Source organism: Verrucomicrobiota bacterium (genome assembly GCA_039192515.1).
GTDB lineage: Bacteria > Verrucomicrobiota > Verrucomicrobiia > Methylacidiphilales > JBCCWR01 > JBCCWR01.
This window is the reverse complement of the sequence record JBCCXA010000013.1, coordinates 73,931-93,565: the sequence shown is the minus strand read 5'-3', so window position 1 is coordinate 93,565 and position 19,635 is coordinate 73,931. Positions and strand designations below refer to the sequence as shown.

The following is a 19,635-nucleotide window of genomic DNA, read 5'->3' as shown; positions in this document are numbered from 1 at the left end:
TCTCAAAGATGTTTTAGAAAAAATACCTACCTCTACTACCAAGGATATCCCACACCTCACTCCCAAAACCTGGTCTCAACACCAAAACAACCAACTACGACAAGCCCTTTCGACCAGTTCAAGACAAGCCGCTTGAAGTCAATAGTGTCATACCTCCTACGACTACGCTATCTATGACTTTACGAGTTTTTTCCTATGGCGCTTCCATTGACGCTTACCTTTTACGAGTATTGAGTATCTTTTTATCATGGGTAGCGTGTTCGAGATAATGCCCATCTCCGGCAAAGATTTCAAATCCATCGAGTTGCTTATAAGCCCTAAGAATATCATTGAGTTCATTATCCACATTTGAGATCCAATGTTCGGAGAGCTTCTTTACCATTGAAAGTCTTCGAGCGCTACTTAATGAAGCAAAGAAATTACTTCTACCAATCACTGGTGCTTTGGCCTCTAGAGCAGTGAAGCTTTGTATAAAATCTCTTCCACTGCGGTATGTTCCGATGACCCTGGAAATACCACAAGCAACCCATTGCCAGTCCGATATCGTGGGACAGGATCTTAAAAGAATATGATTGAGAAGTGTCTTTTTGAGTGGTTCAAAGAACCGCTCACCTACGGAGTAATTGCTATTAAATGACATTGAGTCAATTTTTGCGGCACCTCAATCTGTCAAGCTTATTGTATGTTATTTTATGACTTTATGTTCAATGATGTTGATCAGGCAATCCAATTTCTATGTCTATAAAACAAGGCTCTTTGAGAGATAACCAGTGCTTTGTAAGTATCTTATTATTAACTATTTTTACTCAATGCTTGGACACCGGTCTCCCTTTTATTCCTTTTAATTACGTTTTCTTCCTTAATTATTCCTCCTACCTATCTGGACTTTCATGGCACAATGACTTCTTAAGCTCATTTTAGAGGATGCTTCGGTCTTATATATGTCATATAAGCACTTAAAGACGAATTAGAACGTAGAATTATGCTTGAACGCTGTATACCCGAAAAGTCTTTCTGGGCATGACTAAAGCAATGCTCTTTTAAAGCTCTGTAAAAAAGAAAATCTTCCGTACTGACAACATAAGCATAATACCGATCTTCTCGTAACCCAAAGTCAATTCTATCTTCAAATACTACATTCACATCCCATGCAACACCATCAGACAATTTTAAAACTCCTTGACTCGTTACTCCGGTGCTAGAACCAGAAATGTCATCAATATTGAGTTTTTTAAATAAGTCTCTAACAACCTCAGGTGCTAAAATATTTAATGTTCTCTTTTCTTTTTCTTTTTCACCTACTTTAACCCAATAATCGATTTTAAACGAAGCCCAAGGCATTGAATCAAAGCTAGGTTTATCTCTTGGCCCCAGAATATCAAGAGCTTGGTAAAAAGTTAGAGCTATGTAGCCAATAGGTATAATGAGAAGTAAGGCTATAATAGATCTTTTCATAATGCTATTATTGTTCAAAGCACGGTTCCCATTCACAATAAAAATAATTCAAACTTGTTCCGACAGTATCTCCTACCAAAAAGACATTTACACGCAATAATGAAAAGTCTCTAGCAGACTGGTATAACTCATATTCAATAAACTTGTTTTCTGTTAAATATAATATAAAGCTACCAACTAAGATCATAGTGCTCGAATTGTTTCTTGCTAATAGATTACTTCCTGAAATTTTACTCTTTTGCAGGAAACCTTTCAGCTCTGCAATTTCTTTGCTATCTTTAAAATGAATTTTTCTATTATTAAATATAATATCTACACGACTTAATTTCTTTGAAACCTTACCCTTAGATATTAAGGAAAAGTATGCATTTTGTAAGTCTTTAGCTTCTTCACGACTAATATCTGAGCAGCTTATTAAAAACACTATAGCTAGAAATATATATATAAATTTCATTATTAATCTTCACATTCAACAGTCCCAATAATACCACTAACTCCAACTGCGCCTGTGAATTGAAGATCAAACTTTGCTAGTAGTCCCGTGCCTTGCATAAAGGCTCCAGCAAAATTAGTTATGTTCCCTTCAATACCTCGATTTTTATTAATATTGAAGTCAAAACGTGTCAACAGACCGGTGTCCAAGAAATAGAACTATAAAACAAGATCTAGAGAAAATTCAACATTTTCCAGGTATCATCTTCTTTAATAAAGAAGATATAGGGTATGACAAGGCTTACTTTCTTAGAACTACTTTCATTAAGTATTGATTCTGCTTCAAAGAGATTATTCTTGTCGGAATATATCAAAACTAACTTAGTCCCTTGTAAAATTTCAAGTTGTTTCAATGAAACAATTCTAGGATTACTAAGTTTACTTTTTTCCAATACGTCTAACGCACTTTGAAGATAACCCGTGTGTTTTGAACTAGAAGCTTGCCAGTCCAATAATATACTAGATCTTATTGCTTTTACTCCATTTTCCTTTAATGAAAGTAAAAAACTATTTGCCTTATTTAATAAAATATTTCTCTGTTGTTGGTCCAATACAGGAATTATCTGAGACTGTTCCCAACGCCATTTTGTTTTAGATTCTCCATAAAATACGAATGATAGCTCAACACTAGAATCGCTGTTATTAACAATTTCACGACTAGACCACAAAGTAATTCCTTTATCAGTAATATTTTTAATCTTGGAAAGCTTAAAGTTATGAGGAACTGCAGTATCACTATATACTTTTGCTACACAACGAACATGATTATCTCCATTTTTAACAAACTTAGATACATCTAGCACAAATGCTCCATGTCCAATATAAACCGGTTGGTCATTCAAATACCATGTTACATTCCAACCATTAGTTCCTGTTACTACATAAAAATTATCTTCATCCGAACCATTAGAATTTTGATTAAACCAAAAACCCAATAGGCAAGTTAATACTGTTGTTTTAAATATCGTTACATACACTTTCATGGTTAATCTTATTGTTTTTATTCTAGATAATACTGGAAGCCAATACTTCCAGTCGCAATAAGCTGCACCCTAGCACCAAAACCACCATCACCTATACCTACATTAACGCCTTGGCTATAAGTCCAATTGCAATTCGCTGAAGCATCACAAGAAGCAACAGGCTGAGTAATACTTGCTGACATAAAACCACCTCCAAGTTTTCCTAAACCGCCTACTGCTTGAGCGTCTATATTAAAACTAAGGGGAAGCCATTTTGTTTCACACTTTGGCAATTGGCCAGAGTTGCTGGAAACTCCACCACCAGTCCCCCCCTTTGCGCCAGAACTACTTCCAGGTGTTGCTTGGCTACCTTCACCATTTGCATCAGCCACCGCCCCTATTCCTCCGTCTATTCCGACTGTGAAAGATCCAACCACCATTCTTGATTTTTTACCATCCTCAGCACAACAAGCTTGTGAGCCTCCTGTTGCACTAAAAGATAAATTAAAAGTAGCTGGTCCTATTGCCCCTATAGGGACACTGTTCGAATAAGAAACGCTACCAGTAGAATTAATAACAGCATCTTTTAGTTCGTCAAAAAAAGCCGGGACGGTTCCAGATGCTGAGCCTGAATTACCACTACCCTTTCCAGCATGATTAGATGCTGCAGCTTCTCCTAATACGTCATAAAAACTCTTGGCGTTGTTAAAGACAAACCCATAAAGATTCATTCCTCCCTCTTCCTCAATAGGATCTCGATTGATCCACCTTCCTAGATCAGCGTGATAGAAGCGGTAGCCATAGTAACTTAGCTTTGTTTCATGGTTGTAGTGTTTGGTGGAAAAGCAGAAGGGATTTTCTGGGGCGTAAGTTCCGCTTTGACTGACAAGCTTTCCAAAGGGGTCATACTCATAGGTAGCAGTAACAGTTCCATCACTATGCACGGTATTCATGACGTTACCGTTACCGTCATAAGTAAAATAATGGGTACCGGCGTGCACCCCGGTAGTCTCTTCTGTCATGAGAAGACCTCCTACACCACCTGCGCCTTGTTCTGTTTCGCTGAGATCTAGGCCCCAGAGGTGCTTCCGTTCGGCCAAGGTTGTCGTCCCCGCAGCATCCATTTTCTTTTCGTAAATCAAGTTCCAGAAACAATCGCTCTAGAGCACCTTCGCACACTCTATCAAACTTTATAACTCCATTCCTTGGACACCGGTCCCTTTTAATTACGTCCTTATACATAAAGTGAACCGTATGTATAATAAAAATATGTGATGATTGATAGTACAAGCAATAATGAACACCCTAGGCAAATGATAACATAACTAATCAAAAAATCATTTTGAATCTTTTTTTTAACATGAGCAATTACTAACATAACTAATGCGCAAATAGGCAAAAACCAAATTAAGGTATAATTATTTAAAAAGAATGATGATAATATGGGAAGAACTTCTCTTTTTTCTCGAACAACTACAGCAAAATTTTCCTCATAATACCCAATTACCTGCACCAATAGTGTTGAAATTAAAAGGCATATCAAACTCATCGATATACTAAGCCACATGGTCGCACTAAAACTACTGTTCTTCACACCTTCTAGTTTCGTTCCAATTTGAATAATTAGGGAGAGGTGAGAGTTTATTTAGAAACCCTCCCTGCATCTCGTAAACTACCTTTACTTCCTTGCAGCATTTCTTTTTGTCAGCACAAATGCTATTAACCTTTTTTCTGGCTCTTGTACGGGCACTCACCATGGCCTCATGAAAAGTATCACTTGAGCGATCAAAAGTACTAGCCTTTTCATTCATAGACATATCAGGATCAGGAAGCCTATTGTCTTTCGGTATATTTTGGTTAGTTGTACCCGCATGACAACCAACAAATTCACCTCCAGAACAACCATCTCCAGGAAAATTAAACTCGTGAGGAACTTCGTCACTGCCATGCCCATAGAGAATTGCTACCTCACATTTCTCAACAGTAACAATATCTATTTTAACTTTGTTGCCTTTAGAGTCTTTACGGTTCTCTCTCTTCTTCTTCAAGAAACCAATCAGATCGATAAAATTAATCGAATCATTCTCTACAAAAGCATAAAGATTCATCCCTCCATTTTCCTCAATGGGATCTCTGTTAATCCACCTTCCAAGATTTGAGGAATAGTATCTAAAGCCATAGTAACTTAGCTTTGTTTCATGGTTGTAGTGTTTGGTGGAAAAGCAGAAGGGATTTTCTGGAGCGTAAGTTCCGCTTTGACTGACAAGCTTTCCAAAGGGGTCATACTCATAGGTAGCAGTAACAGTTCCATCACTATGCACAGTATTCATGACGTTCCCGTTACCGTCGTAAGTGAAATAATGGGTGCCGGCGTGAACCCCGGTAGTCTCTTCTGTCATGAGAAGACCTCCTATACCACCTGCGCCTTGTTCTGTTTCGCTGAGATCTAGGCCCCAGAGGTACTTGCGTTCGGCCAAGGTTGTCGTCCCCGCAGCATCCACTTTCTTTTCGTAGATCAAATTCCAGTCATCGTAAACATAATAGCTCCTGCTTTCAAGGACCCATGTGGAGCCATTGAATTTTCTAACGACCCTTTCAATACGCCTTCCCTGGTAGTCGTACTTATATTCAAAGCTTTTGGCTCCAGTGAACGGAGTGCTAGGCTCCAGAGTGTTTAGCCTATTCTCTGCATTCCAGGTGTAGTTATAGACCCCATCTGAGGTAAGGTTTCCATCATCGTCGTAAGTAAAGTTTTGGTTCTTTGGGGGAAGGGACGCTTTCTTGGTAAGCTGATCCACCAGGTCTTCATCGGAAGCTCCATGAAAGTTACGCACCGCGGTGACTTGTAGGTCTTCAGTAACTGCCCCGCTTGAGTTGTTCATGGCAACTCCGGCGTGAAAATACTCACCCCGACGGGAGGCTTGCTTGACTTCTTGGGAGCTCTTCACAGTCACTATGGCATCTGTGGCTGCAGACCCCTGAATATCGACGATTCCCGGAACGGTTCTATTGGCATATTGATTTTTTTCATTGGGCCCATAGGTGGTGATGTTTCCGTTGATGGTGGCAGAAAGGCGATTGCCGATCGGATCATACTGATAGCTGTGTTGCATGCCGGATACAGGAACCCCAGCGGAGAATGATTTATTTCCCGAAATGACTTCTCCTTTATCATTGTATCCGTAGCTCCAGTAATCACCCCCCTGAAGATCCACCTTGGTGCGGCGGTTCATCTCATCATACTGATAGGTAAAGCTATTAACAGGACCTGTTTGCAGGTTAGTTGCTGCCGTGCTGGAGAGGCGATCGAGGTAGTCATATGTTTTGCTTGTCCGCAGAATATCCGTTGTGCCGTTGTTAAAAGTGACGCGATCTGGAAGATTAGAGTTTGCCAGATATCCGTAGGTTGCGGTGTGTAGTGTAGCAGAGGTTGCGGGATTAAGTATCTTAGCAGAAAGGTAACGCCCTGTGTCAGCATCATAGCTGTAACTTGTCTGGTGTATATCGTTTGCGTTGAAGGATAAGCTTAGGCTTTGCCGGCGGCCCAAAGCATCAGGTAGATGCGTTAAATGGTATCCACTTAAGGTGCCGGAACCACTTATGAGCTCTAACCAGGGTGTTCTATCGGTGTAATATGTGAGCGTTCTTGTTCCAGCAGCATCGGTCACCTGATCAAGTAGTCCTCTCCTGTTATATCCATAGGTGATGTCTTGAGTTGTATCTGAATAGTCCACGGTCTCCAGATCTCCGGCATTGTTATAACCATAAGTGGTAAGGATGCCTCCGTTACGTTCCCAGGTCCTTTGATAGAGCCTACCCGATGGCCAATAGTTGTAATCATCCGTAGCGTCCGTCTCTCCAGGATATTGCTTTTTCGTTAACCAGCCGCGCTGACCATCGTAGAACCAGGTGGTGACTTGCTGGGTGGCACTCGCCCCATAGTAAGTCGTCATGGTTTCCATGCGTCCTTGTGCATCATAGGTGTAATCCACCTCATAGGGAACTTCTCCATATTGCCTTTTTAAATCTCCCGTTTTGAAATATTCGAAGTTGGAATATTTTCCATCCGGGTGAAGGATGTCTGTCTTTCGGCTCAGCGTGTCATAGCTGTAGGTGGTCACTTGAGAAGCGGCAACTCCATCGGGTGAGGGAGTCGTAACCGTGTAAACTTCATCTTTGTCTGTATACGTCGTGGTGGTCGTTCCGTTGCGAGCATCCGTTAGATCCCTAAGCCGCCCATGCTCGTCGTAAACATAAACCTGATAGGTGAGTTGAGCGCTATAAGCATCTCGTTGCTGGCGCGACATAAGATAGCCGTTTTGATAAGTTTCTAGCATACGGGTCCCATCCGGGTAAGTTGTGGTCACTGTCCATTGACCACTGGCATCGGGCAGACTCGTGGCAGTATGGGTGATTCGGCTGGTATTTCCAGCAACAGTTGTCCATTGCTCGCGCGAAGCAAAGGAGGTATCTGTTTGTGAAAGGGTAATGGTGTTACTGTTACCATCAATATCCCACTGGGTGACAAGGGTGCGGTAAACTTCTCCATGAGTGGCATCATCTAGGTAGTCGATTCTTTCCGTTTGGGTAATACGGTCCGAGCCATCAAAATCGATGGTGCTATCTTGATCCATGTCGATCGCTACAACATTTTGCCTCCCTTGGGCATCGTAAGCGTAAAGCATGATGTTTCCATCCGCATCAACTGTCTTGGAGAGTTTCCCTTTCTTCTTACCCAGGGCATCATCGTTTTCGGTGTAATAAAAGGAGTATTCCTGGGCACCATCTGCATATTCCATCTCGGAAATTCTCCCTGCCAGATCATATAAAGTCTTGGTCCATTCACTAGTAGGAGTTCCAGATCCATCTAACTTGATTTCTTTTCTGAATGTTTGATTAGACTCCACGCCGTATTCCACTTTGTAGGGACGGATTGCCGATCCAGTAACTTGTTTGAGCTGGCCGTCACGATGGTAGACCTCGACCATTGTACCACCATCTGGATAGTTCGTAGTAACAGTTCGCTCACCAGAACCCGTGCCCGCATCTGGATCATAGCCAATGACTTCGGTGACCGTGGTTGAGTGACCGAGAGCGTCTTCTCTGGTGATAAGCTGGCCTGCTACATTGTAAGAGGATTTGTTTGTTACGATAACGGAGCCATCTGTGCCAATCCTCTTGGTTTCCTTGGTGCGATCCTCGGCATCGTAGACGTATTCAGTCCAGACAAAGTTGCCAGTTGCTTGGTTGGGATGCTGAACTCGACGGCTTGTCATCCGCTTGAGCGCGTCATACTCAAAGTACGTCGTCACTCCTTGGCGATTTCTCTCCCACTCTAGTCCACAGCATACATAGGAGCGCTCTATGGTTGTGCCATCAAAAAACACCATGGTAGTGGCACGGTTTTTAGAGTCGATGACTGTGATTCTTTCTGAGTCTATCAAGGTCTCGGTTGTTGTCTGACCAGAGGTTGTGATGTTGTAGGTTTCGCGCAAACGAGTGACTCCATTGGTTTGGTCCTTGTAGGCAACCGTTTTGGTTCCATTGAGGACATCGTCCCGAGTGGTGTTGGCTTGTCCTGTCTTGATGGTAGTTCTGTAGACTATTCTTTCACGAGTATCTCCATCCAAGTCGATATCATTATTGGTATTGATACCGTCGCCATGGCCGTCTTTCACATTCTGATCTTTTTCCACCATACGGATTGTTCCATCAGGATAGATGGTTCTCGTATGTCCCGATCCATAAAACTCGGTGATCGTTTCAAGGTTGGTAGGGTCATCCCAAGCAGCTCCTGCAACGGTTGCCCGGTATTCCTTGATAGTCTTAGTGCCGTCCTCGAGGACCACATAGTTGCGGCTCACTTCCTGTCCGAGAACTTTAATAATCGATCTGCGTGCCCAGCCTGGATTTCTGGTGGTATCCCCAGTTCCGGGCATTTCGGAACCATACTGAGCATCCCCGACGTAGAGATATTCTGTCACCCGACATTGGTTATCAGGTGCGTTTAATGCTGCGTTGAGGTAGCTTTCCTTGATTTTGGTTCGATAGCCGGTTGTGGCATGATAAGTAGTCTGAATCCAATCTCCTGTGGGCCTTATTTGTAAAGTTTCATCTCCAAAAGCGGGCGAGCTACTATTAGTATTATACTGCCATAGAGTCGTCAATTTTTTGCCGTTGGGATCAACCACTCGCTTGGTAATTCTCCAGGTTTCCCCAGCACCTGCCTCAATATCTGTGTAGATCTCCACTTTGCGATAAACCTCTGTATTATCGGCATCTAAGGTGTAACGGAGAACCGTCCTGGTGCCGTCACCGTTGTCTGTCTCCGAACGGAAGCTTTGCTTGAGATAGTTAGAGCCATCGAAACCGGACTTGATCAGCCATCCTCCGTTCATCCAAAGATACTCTACCGTTTCTGTGACCATGGGATTAGGAGTATTGATATCTATACTTTCCTCACGCACGAGCTTCATGTGCGTTCCATTCATCCCGGAAAGGTCGGTGATAGTTGTGACTGCGTGAGCTGTTCCATTGGCATTATAGGGGTGGTCGCTGCCACTATATTCGCCTGAGCTGTATAACGAAATCTTGTAGCCATTGGGAATATCCTCTACATCCACTAAACCATCCTCGGTGAGGATTTGTCTGATTCCAATTCCGTCAGTAAATACCCCTGGTGAAGATGCATTCGAGACTCCCAAAGAAGCACGGCTTCCCAATGATCCCACACCGCCTAATTCGCTAAAAGAATAAAGGGTCCCTGCTGTGCTTGAAAAGCCACCTGCAGTAGATTCTCCAAGATTTGTGTTGAAGTTAAAATAACCGCTGCTTCCTCCGGAGCCTCCCGAACCGGGAGGTGGTGAGTCTCCCCGACCGGAGCCATCTCCTTCATTGTCCCCAGAGCTACAATCACCTCCATCACAGCCCTGACTTTGCAAGGTAACACTTGCTATTCCTTCACTGGGTGGAGGTGGTTGGTTGGCAAAAACAATACAGCCACCCTCTGATGGGCTTTCTCCCATGGAGTAGGTATCATTTTTGTTATTATCATTATCAAAGCTCCATTCACTGATATCAAAACCTTCGGGTACGGCTGCAGCGGCTACGTCACATTCATTTTCCTCATTTTCCCCGTAAGTAACTTCATACCCATTCCTCAAATCGGTTGCTGATATGGTATCCACCTTCTCATATTCATCTACGGAACTTATTTGTCCCTCTTCACTATTCCTTTCTTGGCCGTTAGTGAGATAGACATCGAACTTGGCTTCATCCACGGCTGCAAAGCTAAGTATGCTGAAGAGAAACCACAGGCAGAGGATTCGTCCTATCATAAATTCGCATTTTTTAGATAATTTCCGAAATCTGTTTTTCATGAGCTTGATTTGTTAAGAATGTTAGTGAGAATTCCCTCATTTTTGATTAAGGGGTAGTAATAGTTAATCCAAGGATCCCCCCGGTATCGTTGATGGCATCCGCATTTGGATTGCGCAGAAGCTTAAACTCTTCCAAATTATTAAGCAGGTCTCCATCAGGGTTATCCAAGGGACCTTGGCCGAGATCACCGAAGTATAACATCTCCCACCAATCCGGTAGTCCATCCGGACCGCCGGCCTCGCCGCCAGCCCCTCCATCTCCCGCCAAATCCCAGCTAAAAAGGTATTTAATTTGTCCTAGGTTAACCACCTGCTTGTTTACCGGGTCATTGAGGGGATCTGTCTCATTTGCCCAACTAAGAAGCCATTGCTGGGGAGTTTGACCATCTGCAAAAGCTATGTTGTAACCTTGATTTACCAGCCTTTGAAAAAACAAATTGGCAATGTATTTCAGCTCTCCGAGAACGACCAATTGGTTAGCATTGGGATCAACCTTGGGTGTGATAGCATCTTCTTCATACCATCCAGCCCCCGCTGAGCCTCCATAGATCAGAGACTCTATAGAACTCCCTGCACCATTGGGCAAATTAGCCTCCAGCTCTTCATAGGCGCGGATGGTAATGTGCTTGAGCTGTCCCTGAATAGCGGCAGCCGAATTATCGGCTCCGCTAGCTTCTACCATAGGTGGTGTTCCATTGCTCCACCAAACTGGCGGTATTGCTTGAGCAAGTGCTAAAGTGCTGAAAGCAGCGCTTAGAGTTACCACGGTGATCAATAAGGTTGTTTTTTTCATGTTGTTTTCTCTTTTTTAAAAGACTCCTTCACGCTGCTTCACACGCGAATGGTGATCGATCCTTTTTTATCCCTAGATAAAGCAAATCATAGCTAAGTCTTTGCAGAAACTTTTCCTCCCCTCTGAAAGACTTATTCTCCAAACATAGGGATGTCGCCCGCGCGGGGCACGTGAACAGGGCCAGTAAATTCAGCCTTGCCCGATTTATAAACGACAAAGGAATTGGAACGATTGGCATCGTCTGAGCCATTTCCTACAACCAAGGTAACCGGCTCTGAACTTGAGTCATCATTATACTCTCCAACAACCACCATATTATCGCCACTTGGAGCATTGATCCCTGAGCCAGAAAGAATGACGGATTTTTGAGAGAATGAAACACCAGTGGGGCCATCTGCCATGATAATGATACCATTATCCATCTGTATAGAAGGAGATGATGAACCTGAAATCAGAACAATGTCACCTTGCTCATAATTGTCTAAGTCGCCACCAATAGACAAATATGTAGTACTTCCAAAACCTGCAAGACTCATAAAATGGGATTCATTATCAGGATTCGAAGTTTTTTTATGAATCCATTCCCAATACGCCGAGCTGCTTCCAATAGAGGGACTATAGTGAGTCGACTTCATTGTGTTCCTAATGCCACTATTCTCTACCTCGATTTTAGAAATCGGAGAGTATGTGCCGGGGTTGGAAGGATCCTCAAATAACCCAATAGATACTTCGTTTCCAAGAAGAGCAAGGTCTTTCCCAACCTCGGTATCTCCATTCTTTCTCACGACAAAGGCGTTGGAAGGATTGGCTGAATCCGTTCCGTTACCGATGATGAGAAGATCATCGGTGTCTACCCACACGTTAGGGTCTCCTTGGGGAATGTTATGACGTCCCATGGCGAACTGAGCATACCCTTGGGCAGATACAAATTCTCCATAGGTTGTAGATGCTAAACCACCAGCTATGTTTGAAAAACCATAGGCAGTTGCAAATGTATTGCTAGCATTATTGTTGAATCCATAGGTAGTTGCCAAATATCCAGCAGCGGTATTTGATTGTCCAAAAGCTAGTGAGCTATTTCCACTTGCGGTATTGTTGGTTCCTATTGTGACAGAGTCTACTCCTGTTCCAGAGCTGATTGAAATACTTGAAGATAAATATTGAGAATCTGCGCTGCTTTGAGTAAGCACGTCCACACCATTAAGCTGAATGCTAGGGTTAGCTGGATTAGGATTCAATACAATGACATCATTGGTAGGGTTCGTTGGGTCGACAAGGGTCAACACATTGTTGGCATCAAGTTGCATTTTTAGTTCTGCACCCTCAGGGTGATCCGCATCTTCTAACCAGTAATAAGTAGCATTATCTTGAGTTGTTTCTAAATAGACTTCCGCAGCTCCTCCCGGCTCGTCGTAAGTCAAGGTTACGACAGGGACTGGATTGACTGGATCATCTGTGTTATTGACGGTCAGTGCATCGAAGCTTGAGCCTGAAGCTCCTGCCTCGATGTCCAGGACCAGTGCTTTGACTCGCCAATTATTTGAATTGCCTGCGCCCACGGCTACGTAAAGTTGATCCCCTGTGGTCACGGTAATGGGTGTTGCTGGTGCATAACTGGCATTGGGCTTCAGGTTATATTGAGAATCCACAATGGTGTTGGTATCCGAGTCCCAGAACACAAAATCCATTTTATCTCCTGAGTTGGTGCCCAAATTAAAGTTAACCTGATTGAGTAGGAGTTGGTTACCAGAGGCAGTTAAGCCCGTCGTATCAAAGGTATAGACGATCCCCTCCCCCAATACATCCAGTTTATTATTACCTACCCCCACTCCATTATTACCGCTAAACTTGATGGTGCTCGCAGAGGTGAGATTTCCTTTGTAAGCGTCAAAATTAGCTGGATTGGCTGTCAGATCCCAATTGTTCACTCCCGAGATCACGTAGGAAAAAGAATCTCCGGCTGCGGCATTGGTCAAAGTCCCGGTGGCCGAAGGAGTGCCCGGATTACCGGCAACCGATAAGGGATTTGCCGTGACCGTCCAATTTGCCGAACTTGAGCTGCCGCCCCCGCTATTTCCGATCGTGACTTGTGCGTTTGTGGTGGTGGATACTAGCCCCGCCGTTACCAGTAAGATCCAGGTGATGCTGTTTTTCATTGTTTTATATTGTCAGTTTACATTTTTTTAGAGTTTAACTTAGACATTAAATACACACTTTCACGATTTAGCAAGTGGTCATTACTACAAATTTGTTATTTATGATATTTAAGCATTAAAGTTGGAGATTTTTGTCGTTTTAGAGGCTAGATACTGAGCTTGTCTCACCTGCAGACTGTGGGGATGTTCAGGGAAATTTTCTGGATGTATCCTATTTTCGAGGACTCCTTGAAGGTCCATCTTCCGGGTTGAATTCTGATTTTGATGGATGCGCATAGAAGTTATGCTAGCAAGTGATTTACCTAATGATGTATTCCCCGGATTGATCCCCTGACTGCGATCAAGCCGAAGCATCACGGAAAGAGGAGGGCTTCGTCTTTTGGTTTAGATCCTGGATTGATCCCCTGACACCGGCCCTGATCCAAGCAGGATGGTGCTCCGCACGGTTTCTTCGAGGCTTTCCCCGGTCAAGCCGGAGCATGACGGAAAGAGGTAGGCATCCATGGACTTTTTATCTGAAAGGACGTTTTCTAACGAGCTTATGAAAGCTTATTCTCCATCGCCGCCTGAGCGAGTGTCTGCCGAAAGATCGGGGTCTTTATGAGGTGGGGTGTGCATACCCGAGCCATAAGGTTGCGCCTTGCTACCTTTAGGACCGTAGGCCAAAGCCCCCGCTGCCATCTCATCTTGATCGGTGCGATGAGGTTGACGAACCGGTTGTTTTTCGGGAAAGGTTTCAATGTGTAGGGATTGGGTGGGGAAGGCAAAGTCTATTCCCAAGTCATGAGCTAGGTTCACAATCTCCAAAAAGATATTTTGCCGCTGCACCAACTCCTCATTCCAGTTGGGAACCTTTAAAAAGAAATAGAGCATAATATCCAAACTGCTGGAACCAAACTCGTTGAAGACCACATGAAAATAATCCTTTCTCGTAAATTGGTTAGCTTTGATAATATTTTTGATGCCCTCCAAAAAGGCCTCTATTTTAACCGGTGGGGTATCATAGGTGATGCCCACATAGGTCTTTACTCTTCTATACTGACGACGCCCCATGTTGTCGATGGGTGATATGGCGACCTCCGAGTTGGGTACGGCAATGAGTGAGTTATAGAAGGTGCGTATCTTGGTGGAACGAAATCCCACATCTTCGACAGTTCCTTCCTGCCCTTTGACTATGACCCAGTCACCGATCTGAAAAGGTCTATCAATCATGATCATGATCGACCCAAAAAAGTTGGCCAAGGTATCCTTGGCTGCTAAGGCGACGGCCAGACCACCAATGCCCAACCCGGCGAGCAGGGAAAAGACTTCCACCCCCATATTTTGAATGCCCAATAACGCACCAAAGATCACCACTGCTATTTTGAGACTTCGGGTAATCAGCTTGACAATTTGATCATCCAGTTTGGTCTTGGTTTGTTGGGCTTTATGTTCCAGGAACTTGGCCAAGACATCCGCACAACGGTACGCCATCCAAGTCACGGCTATAAAAAAGGTGGCTTTGACCAGAGTAATTAAGACCACTTGAAAGAGATCTTCAAAACGCAGGATATAAATGGAGCCAAACCAAACACAGGATGCGATAAATAGCGCCACTGGGCTCACCAGGGATTCCACAATGACATCGTCCCATTTGCTGGCCGTCTTGCTGGTCATACGCATGACGAGGCTGCCTATGAGTCTGGCCACGGACTTCATGACCAACCCCAACAGGATAGAGGCAAATAACCCGATCCATTGCCAGTACGCCACGCTGGCAAAAGTTTCCATGGCCCAAGCAGGTATGTATTCTTCTACAAAGCTTACTTTATAATGAGCCCCACCACCTGTGCCCTTTATATAAGGGCGCGTTTTGATTAATTCGTAATATTGATTGGCTTTAGCAACCGTCCTGGGCGTAAAGAAGTATTCCCCCTTTTCTTCCCCATCTGGTTTGGGGTAGATTTTGATCTCAGACTTGGGAAAACGCCACACCCCATAATTGGGGTCATCAGGTACTCGCGCATAATCCACTTTTACCAGCCGATCGATCACCTCCTTCAAGAGCTTGGCCGCTTCTCTGCCCTCCTGGACGCGGGTGATATCAGCCACTTCACTGAGATCTAAACAGTCCACCGCCTTATCCAGGAAAGCCATCAATTCCTCATCTTGTTTTTCCACCCCTTCACGATAGGCTTCCATCGCGTCCATGAAGCTCTTAAGGGTATCTCGAGGATGATCACGCTTTACCGGTGCAAGCGGATTGTCCCGTATGGAAGCCGCATCAATGGTTATCGTGAACCATGCTAAAAAAAGTAAAGGTAAGATCCTCTTTCGCATAGGCAATTACCAAACAGACCTATGTTGCATTCGTCAAGGCCAGAGGTTGGAGTGAGGAGGTGATTCAAGGCTAAGTACTCTCTTAGTTATGGCCCGGTTGCATGGGGTTATGGGGAAGACCTAGTCAATTGCTTGGTTTTGATCCATTCCCATAGACGTGATGCAAAGAACTGATTGAGCCCGTAATGTATTCCCCTGGCTTGATCTCCTGACTGCGATCAAGCCGGAGCATGACGGAAAGAGGGGTCGTGGGATGACAGTGAAGTGAGACACCGCCTGTGGATTAGAGCATGATCTTACAAGTCCTAAACCCACTCCAGGTCATAACCCGATTCAATCGGGTTATCCAGGGGAAAATATCCAATGAGTAAGGCTTTTCCTTGGAGTAACCATGGTACCTAAGCACTTTATCAGAACCGTTAAGTTTGACTTTTATACCTCTACTAATGCTTTTTTGTATCAGGCAAGAATCTAGTGAGGTTATCTTTTGGTTTAGATTCTGGATATCCCTATCTATTTGCATAAACCTTATGCAAAGCACTGATTGAGCCTATGATGTATTCCCCTGGCTTGATCTCCTGACTGCGATCAAGCCGGAGCATGACGGGAAGAGAAGTCGAGGGATGGGCAAGTTTTGACGCATCTGGTTCCATTACTATAAAGTGGCTTAAGTTAAATATTTAACATTGAAAATCTTGAAAATAATGCTAATAAAAGTGTTGCTAAATTTCGAAACTAGCAAAGACGAGTTATTGACAAGAAGCAAATAGAATTTACTTATAATAGTAGTGATTACAGAAACAGAGGAAACAACCATCGAAAAACGACTTAAAAAATCAAAAAATATGCTTATAGAGCTTTTTTTACGTTGACACTTTATGAAAATAACGGTTAATATCCATAGAAATTGTAAAACATTGTGTTTACTACTCAAAAACTACGATGGTTAAAAAGATTAAAAACAACTTGCTTAATCAAAACCTGCAAATAAATTATAAATTGTATTTAGGGGATTACTAAAACTATGAACAAACTAATACTAACTATTACAGCGGCCTTGTTGGGCCTATCGAGTCCACTACTCCAAGCACAGTCAGTCTCTACCACGCCCTATGGGGTTATGAATTTCACCATACCAGGAGGATCTCAAGGTGCTCCCAGCACGTCAGCTCTTTCTCTTACGTTAGAACCGGCATTGCCAGAAAATATGGTAGGCATTATGTCTGGGGAAATAAGCGCAGTGTCTGCTGATAGCATCAGCAGTTCAGGAGCAGGTTGGTCGGATTCTGCACTCTCGCAACCTGAATCACCCTTTTACCTCCTTATCACCTCCGGTGACGCGACAGGTAGGCAATTGCCTATCACCGCTAACACAACAGATAGATTAACTTTAGACAACTCAGGTATCAGTCTTAAAAATTCTGGTGCTGCCAAAGTGGGTGATCGATTCAAAATAGTACCTGGTTTTACCTTGCTATCGTTCTTTGGCGACTCAAACATTATCACACGCAATAATGACTTTAATAGAGCGGATAATGTGTTTCTTCTAATCGACGGAGGATGGAGACTTTTTTACCTCAATAAATCCCCCAGAGAATGGAGAGAAGCAGGATTTGGGTCTAATAGAAATAATCAAGCGTTAAGCCCGAATACAGGACTCATATATAACCGTCGCGGAACTGACGATTTAGTAATTACCCTGGATGGTTATGTGCCCACAACCGATGCAAAGAATGTAGTAACCTTATCTGGTCTTACCTTCGTAGGCGGATCCTTCCCAATTGATAAAACTTTAGCTTCGCTTGGCTTCGAAGATATGAACGGATGGAAGACAAATTCCGATTTTTCAAAAGCTGATTTGCTTTTTATCTTTTACAACAATAGATGGTATCCATATTACCACAATGGCAGTAATTGGTTGGAAGCGGGCTTAGGAAGTAATAAAGACAATGACGTCATACCAGCAGGCACGCCTTACCTTGTTCAGAAATTTTCAACAACAAAAACAAATAGTGCATTTGTAACTAATACAATTCCATATGTGCTTGATTAAGAATAAGAAAAAGGGAATAATAGGGAATGGATATTATGAAAAAGTGTAGATTATACATAGCAGTCGGTTTGTTTAGCATGGGTTTAATGACTGGAGCAAATGCCCAATTTATTCTGGCGGACTATGGTGAAGACTGGGAAGCGAACAACCTGACTGCGAATTTATTTCAGAATAATACTGCAGTAGCTACCGCTGACTCCTATCAGTTCAACTTTGCGGCGTCGGGAACATTTGCCCAGCTCACTGGTTCCATAGGTCCTGGAGGTTTCGGAGCAGCATCTTTTGATCTAACTGGAATAACTGATATATCTATCAATGGATTAGTTGCAAATGGTAACAGCATGCCTGACTTCCAAATATTACTATTCGATAGTGCAGATCAGGTTGTTGCTACGGCAGATTTTCTCACAGCATCATTCACAGATAGTTTTACCAGCGTAACATCTGATTCCTTTACCTTAGGATCAGGAGATTTGACCGATGTAAAGCTTATTCGGTTCTTAGGCAATGGAAGTTTTAATACGACATTTTTGAATGCTGAAATAGATAGCATTACCGCAGTGGGAGTGGCGGTAATTCCTGAGCCTTCTACCTATGCACTACTTGCCTTAGGTGCGGTTGCCTTATTGATCGTTCGCCGTAAACAAAAGAAAGCAGAAGCTGCTAAGTCTTGATTTCCCCTCGTAGTTTATAAAATCTAGAGCCATCTTCGGATGGCTCTTTTTTTGGAGAGAAGCAGAGTTTAACCCGGATGATGCATTACCCCTGGATTGATCCCCTGACACCGGCCCTGATCCAAGCAGGATGGTGCTTCGCACGGTTCCTTCGAGGCTTTCCCCGATCAAGCCGGGGGATGACGGGAAGGCTTGCTATGGTTGTCAATTGGAAGATGCACTCGTGGGTGACTCCATCTGCTCCTGGGTAAATCTCATTGCCCGTTCCTATTTCGTTGATAATCAGAGGAAAGGTGTCTTTACTGTTATTCCTTTTAAGCCGGGATTACGCCATAAAAGTTGAAGGAGATGGGTACGATCTTCAAATTTCTATGGCATCCTTTGGGTTAAAGAACAAGTATGCTTCAGATGAAACAGACAGAGTCCTTAGAAAGTGCTTATGGGAGATGTAGCAAGCTCGCCAAGTCGCACTATGAAAATTTTCCTGTTGGCTTGTTTGTTCCCAAGCACTTACAAAAGCATGTGCATGCGGTCTACGCCTTTGCCAGGGTTTCCGATGACATAGCAGATGAGGGATACTCAGACCCACGAGTAGAGGGTCACCGGAGACATGCTCTATCAGAAGCGGAAAGATCAGAGCAGATGGCTTATTTCCGAGAGCAGCTCAGGCGTTGTTTAGAAGGTCAGCTTGTCGAGCCAACTTATCAGTGGATTTTTCTGCCCCTGCAGGACACGATAAACAAGTGCCAGCTACCGGCGCATTTATTTTACGATCTTTTATCCGCTTTTCAGCAGGATATTGAAAAACGCCGTTATGCCAATATCGAAGAGGTGCTCGATTATTGCCGACGAAGTGCTAATCCCATAGGCAGACTGGTTCTTCATTTACACGGTATTCGGGATGAGGAGCTTCATATCTTGTCCGATCATATTTGCACGGGATTGCAGCTCGCCAATTTCTGGCAAGATATCTCTGTGGATCTAGGTAAGGATCGCATTTACCTACCTCAGGACGCATTAAAGAAACATTGGGTAGAGGAGGATGAGCTTTTCTCGGGTGTCCCTGGTATGGGGTTCACCGCTTGCGTGAAAGAACAGGTGCAGCTGGCTCAGGAACATTTTGATCAAGGTCGTCCCCTACTCCCAGCCCTCGCTTGTTATTCAGGGAAATTAGCTTGGGAAATTCGTATGACTTGGTTGGGAGGAACTACTATCTTAGAAAAAATAAGACGTCGGGGATATGATACTTTATCGAAACGCCCCAAGTTGTCCAAATTTGATTTCGTGACCCTCTTCTTAAAATCTTTTATCTTCAGGTAAATTTTCTTTTCTACGAGGCACCACTCTTTAAC

14 protein-coding genes are annotated in these 19,635 nt (G+C 43.5%); 4 read left to right on the top strand and 10 right to left on the bottom strand.

Annotated elements, in window-relative coordinates:
* Nucleotides 1-214: 214 nt before the first annotated feature.
* From AAGA18_07765 to AAGA18_07720, 10 genes are all read right to left on the bottom strand, one after another.
* Nucleotides 215-640, bottom strand: coding sequence for a hypothetical protein (locus AAGA18_07765; GenBank protein MEM9445237.1), 426 nt, complete (start codon nucleotides 638-640; stop codon nucleotides 215-217).
* 272 nt (nucleotides 641-912) lie between these two features.
* Nucleotides 913-1,455 carry a hypothetical protein gene (locus AAGA18_07760; protein ID MEM9445236.1) on the bottom strand — a complete coding sequence of 181 codons (543 nt, stop codon included), beginning with the start codon at nucleotides 1,453-1,455 and terminating at the stop codon, nucleotides 913-915.
* A gap of 7 nt (nucleotides 1,456-1,462) precedes the next feature.
* Nucleotides 1,463-1,909 carry a hypothetical protein gene (locus tag AAGA18_07755; protein ID MEM9445235.1) on the bottom strand — a complete coding sequence of 149 codons (447 nt, stop codon included), beginning with the start codon at nucleotides 1,907-1,909 and terminating at the stop codon, nucleotides 1,463-1,465.
* A 2-nt stretch (nucleotides 1,910-1,911) separates the two neighbouring features.
* On the bottom strand, nucleotides 1,912-2,097 hold the full coding sequence (locus AAGA18_07750) for a hypothetical protein (GenBank protein MEM9445234.1): 186 nt from the start codon (nucleotides 2,095-2,097) through the stop codon (nucleotides 1,912-1,914).
* A gap of 23 nt (nucleotides 2,098-2,120) precedes the next feature.
* Nucleotides 2,121-2,930, bottom strand: coding sequence for a hypothetical protein (locus AAGA18_07745; protein MEM9445233.1), 810 nt, complete (start codon nucleotides 2,928-2,930; stop codon nucleotides 2,121-2,123).
* A 17-nt stretch (nucleotides 2,931-2,947) separates the two neighbouring features.
* Nucleotides 2,948-4,033 (bottom strand): RHS repeat-associated core domain-containing protein, encoded by a 1,086-nt coding sequence (locus tag AAGA18_07740; protein ID MEM9445232.1) that lies wholly within the window; start codon nucleotides 4,031-4,033, stop codon nucleotides 2,948-2,950.
* Nucleotides 4,034-4,489: 456 nt separating this feature from the next.
* Nucleotides 4,490-10,246: an RHS repeat-associated core domain-containing protein gene (locus AAGA18_07735; GenBank protein ID MEM9445231.1), complete on the bottom strand. Its 5,757-nt coding sequence runs from the start codon at nucleotides 10,244-10,246 to the stop codon at nucleotides 4,490-4,492.
* A gap of 88 nt (nucleotides 10,247-10,334) precedes the next feature.
* On the bottom strand, nucleotides 10,335-11,081 hold the full coding sequence (locus AAGA18_07730; GenBank protein MEM9445230.1) for a hypothetical protein: 747 nt from the start codon (nucleotides 11,079-11,081) through the stop codon (nucleotides 10,335-10,337).
* 131 nt (nucleotides 11,082-11,212) lie between these two features.
* A complete protein-coding gene (locus tag AAGA18_07725; GenBank protein MEM9445229.1) occupies nucleotides 11,213-13,237 on the bottom strand; it encodes a hypothetical protein in 2,025 nt (674 codons plus the stop codon).
* Between the two features lie 549 nt (nucleotides 13,238-13,786).
* Nucleotides 13,787-15,556: a mechanosensitive ion channel family protein gene (locus tag AAGA18_07720; GenBank protein ID MEM9445228.1), complete on the bottom strand. Its 1,770-nt coding sequence runs from the start codon at nucleotides 15,554-15,556 to the stop codon at nucleotides 13,787-13,789.
* A gap of 1,024 nt (nucleotides 15,557-16,580) precedes the next feature.
* Between AAGA18_07720 and AAGA18_07715 the strand changes: the two genes are divergently transcribed.
* The 4 genes from AAGA18_07715 to hpnC all read left to right on the top strand — a co-directional run bounded on the left by AAGA18_07715 (nucleotide 16,581) and on the right by hpnC (nucleotide 19,603).
* Entirely contained in the window at nucleotides 16,581-17,609 is a 1,029-nt protein-coding gene (locus AAGA18_07715; protein MEM9445227.1) for a TIGR02597 family protein, read from the top strand.
* Between the two features lie 35 nt (nucleotides 17,610-17,644).
* The gene (locus tag AAGA18_07710) at nucleotides 17,645-18,283 is read left to right on the top strand and encodes a PEP-CTERM sorting domain-containing protein (protein ID MEM9445226.1); all 639 of its coding nucleotides are present in this window, start codon (nucleotides 17,645-17,647) and stop codon (nucleotides 18,281-18,283) included.
* Nucleotides 18,284-18,413: 130 nt separating this feature from the next.
* A complete protein-coding gene (locus AAGA18_07705) occupies nucleotides 18,414-18,626 on the top strand; it encodes a hypothetical protein (GenBank protein ID MEM9445225.1) in 213 nt (70 codons plus the stop codon).
* Between the two features lie 65 nt (nucleotides 18,627-18,691).
* Nucleotides 18,692-19,603: a squalene synthase HpnC gene (gene hpnC, locus AAGA18_07700; GenBank protein MEM9445224.1), complete on the top strand. Its 912-nt coding sequence runs from the start codon at nucleotides 18,692-18,694 to the stop codon at nucleotides 19,601-19,603.
* Nucleotides 19,604-19,635: the final 32 nt, after the last annotated feature.